A 2,681-nucleotide genomic window follows, 5' to 3' on the forward strand; every position below is an offset into this window, starting at 1 on the left:
CCCTAAGAGATGAGGCAACAGTCGTATCTCATTGATACGAACATCCTGATCGGCCTGGAAGACTACCACGCTGTAGAAGCCGCATATGCTAAATTCTCAAATCTCGCTGCGGCCCACAAGATCACGATTTTCGTCCACGAGGCGGCCCGCGACGACATTGCCCGCGACAAGAACGCGGAACGTCGCCRAATCTCCCTTAGCAAAATCTCAAAATACCAAGTCTTGGGAAAACAGCGCGGCCTGAGCCAAGCCGACCTTCAAGCTGAGTTCGGCCCTTTGAAGCGGCCCAATGACATCGTCGACGCAACTCTCCTCCACGCCTTGAAAAGTGACGCGGTCGATTTTCTTGTTACGCAGGACAAAGGCCTTCACGAGCGCGCCTTCAAACACTCGGCCGAGCTTGGCCGGCGCATCTTGTTCGTTGGCGACGCTGTCGATCTTCTCACGCAGACATACGAGCCAAAGCAGGTCCCAATCAGGCATGTTGCCGAGGTTGAGGCTCATACCATCAACAACAAAGATAACTTTTTCGACAGCCTCCGCCAGGGGTATCCGGAGTTCGACGATTGGTGGCGCGAGAAGTGTGTTCGCCAGCACCGCCCTTGCTGGGTTGTTTATGATGACGACGAGCTTGCGGGTCTGATCGTTCGAAAGGATGAGAGTGCGACCGACACAGATGCGGTGACGAAAGCCAACAAAATCTTGAAAGTTTGCACCTTCAAGGTGGCGCCCGACAAACGCGGTGTCAAACTCGGTGAGCTACTTTTAAAACAGGTCCTTTGGTACGCCCAGCGCAACGGCTACGACTTGGCATATCTCACGACATATGAAGACCAAGCAGCGTTGATGAACCTCCTTGAGTTCTATGGCTTTACTCATGCCGGCACGAAAGACAACGGCGAGTTCATCTATGAACGGGCATTTTCATCCGCAAAGCTGCTTGATGATCCCACCATGTCGATTTTCGAAACTGCAAGAAAAAACTACCCCCGCTTTCTTGTGACAGACCAAGTTCGCGCCTTCGGAATTCCTATCAAGGAAGACTATCACGACACCCTCTATCCCGACCTATGGAAGCCTAAGCAGCCGGACTTCTTCGTCGGCGCTTCTCGGGCCGACCGCCCGACCCGGCCAGGGAACACAATCCGGAAAGTCTACCTGTGCCGAGCACCGTCAAACCTCGGCGATGCGGGCTCTCTGCTGTTCTTCTACAAGGGGGCGTCAAAGGAGCGGCCTTCCCAAGCCATGACGACGCTAGGAATTTTGGAGAGCGTCACATTCGCGAGTTCCACCAGAGAACTGATGCAATTAACGGGTGGCCGATCCGTCTACAGCGAGCAGCAACTTGAGCACTGGCAGGCGACGACGACCAGGCCGGTCAAAGTCATCAACTATCTTTTGGCCGCCTATATCGAGCCCGTGGTCGGGCTGGATGAATTGAGAGATCTTGGTATTGTGAACGGTAACCCGCAGCAGTCGATCTATGAAATTCGGCCTGACATCCTGCCGCGGCTTCTCACTCGTGCCAACTTGGAGTTCGAGGTATGACGCAGCGAATGCAGTGCTATCGCGTTGGTGGATTTTGGTCGGTTAGGCGGTCACGAATGCCAGTAGATCCGTATTCAGCACGTCCGCATTGACGGTCTTCGTCCCTTCGAGACTGAAGCCATAGAAGGGACCTGCGGGCACTTCGCGGAAGAACTGGGCGCGGTTGTCGGCAAGTGCCGATCGGAACCTGTCGAACACCTCGGTCGGCAAGCCCTCCGGATTGCTCGTAACCGGTGTTCTGGTCCCACGTTGCCCGCCGTCGCCTGATCTGTGATCGAGTTTCCATGGACAAGCGACAAGGAGTTTCTCCATGGACACTACATTGGAGCTTCTCACGACGCGGCGGAGCAGACGTGAGGCACATCGCCAATGGCCGGACGACGTCAAGGCCAGGATCGTTTCGGAGAGCTTGCGTCCGGGCGTGATGGTGAACGAAGTAGCGGAACGCTACGGGATCAAAGCGAACCACTTGTCATCCTGGAGAACGCTGGCGCGGCAGGGCAAGCTGGTCTTGCCTGAGCCGGAAGATTCGGTCGAATTCGCGGCCATGGTTGTCGACACGCCCGCCCCGGAGCAGCCAGCCGTCAAGCAGATTTGCCGCGTCGAGATTCTCATCGGTCCAGTCACGATCCGACTTGAGGAAGGGCCGTCTGCTGCCCGGATCGCCGCCATCGCGCGTGCCCTGGCGGCGGCGACATGATCTTCCCATCAAATCGCGTGCGGATCATGGTCGCGACCAAACCAGTCGACTTCCGCAAGGGGCATGACGGATTGGCCGCGCTGGTGAAGAACGAGTTGCACAAGAACCCGTTCACCGGAACCGTCTTCGTGTTCCGGTCTCGCAAGGCAGACCGGCTGAAGCTGATCTACTGGGATGGCTCCGGTATCGTGCTGGCCTACAAGCGGCTGGAAGAGCACACCTTCACCTGGCCCGGCATCAAGGATGGCCTGATGACGTTGAGCCACGCCCAGTTCGAAGCGCTGTTTGCTGGCCTCGATTGGCGGCGGGTTCATGCCGTGCAGACGAGAACGCCGGAGATCATCGAATAGCTGCGGCACGATGACTCAGGACCGCAGATTCCTAAGGCAAAACGGGCTGGAATTTGGTAGTTTCCGGCCATGCTGGATACCGC

The 2,681-nt window shown here is 56.8% G+C and carries 3 protein-coding genes and 1 pseudogene; 3 read left to right on the forward strand and 1 reads right to left on the reverse strand.

Annotated elements, in window-relative coordinates:
- Positions 1 to 9: 9 nt before the first annotated feature.
- On the forward strand, positions 10 to 1,548 hold the full coding sequence (locus AC1D17_RS28405) for a GNAT family N-acetyltransferase (protein ID WP_477568553.1): 1,539 nt from the start codon (positions 10 to 12) through the stop codon (positions 1,546 to 1,548).
- Positions 1,549 to 1,620: 72 nt separating this feature from the next.
- Here AC1D17_RS28405 and AC1D17_RS28410 read toward each other — a convergent pair.
- Positions 1,621 to 1,773, reverse strand: a pseudogene (locus AC1D17_RS28410) (alpha/beta fold hydrolase); the annotation flags it as partial.
- Between the two features lie 85 nt (positions 1,774 to 1,858).
- Here AC1D17_RS28410 and tnpA point away from each other — a divergent pair.
- Together tnpA and tnpB are read left to right on the forward strand one after the other, a co-directional pair.
- On the forward strand, positions 1,859 to 2,248 hold the full coding sequence (tnpA, locus tag AC1D17_RS28415; protein WP_065657574.1) for an IS66-like element accessory protein TnpA: 390 nt from the start codon (positions 1,859 to 1,861) through the stop codon (positions 2,246 to 2,248).
- Positions 2,245 to 2,598, forward strand: coding sequence for an IS66 family insertion sequence element accessory protein TnpB (tnpB, locus tag AC1D17_RS28420; protein ID WP_065657573.1), 354 nt, complete (start codon positions 2,245 to 2,247; stop codon positions 2,596 to 2,598). The genes tnpA and tnpB overlap by 4 nt, the downstream gene beginning before the upstream one ends.
- The last annotated feature ends 83 nt before the right edge of the window (positions 2,599 to 2,681 follow it).

The sequence above is a fragment of the Pararhizobium sp. P1_E7 genome (genome assembly GCF_056405855.1).

Bases quoted from the DNA above. Each gene is read 5' to 3' on its own strand.
- tnpB (WP_065657573.1), top strand. From the start codon at position 2,245: ATGATCTTCCCATCAAATCGCGTGCGGATCATGGTCGCGACCAAACCA.
- tnpA (WP_065657574.1), top strand. From the start codon at position 1,859: ATGGACACTACATTGGAGCTTCTCACGACGCGGCGGAGCAGACGTGAG.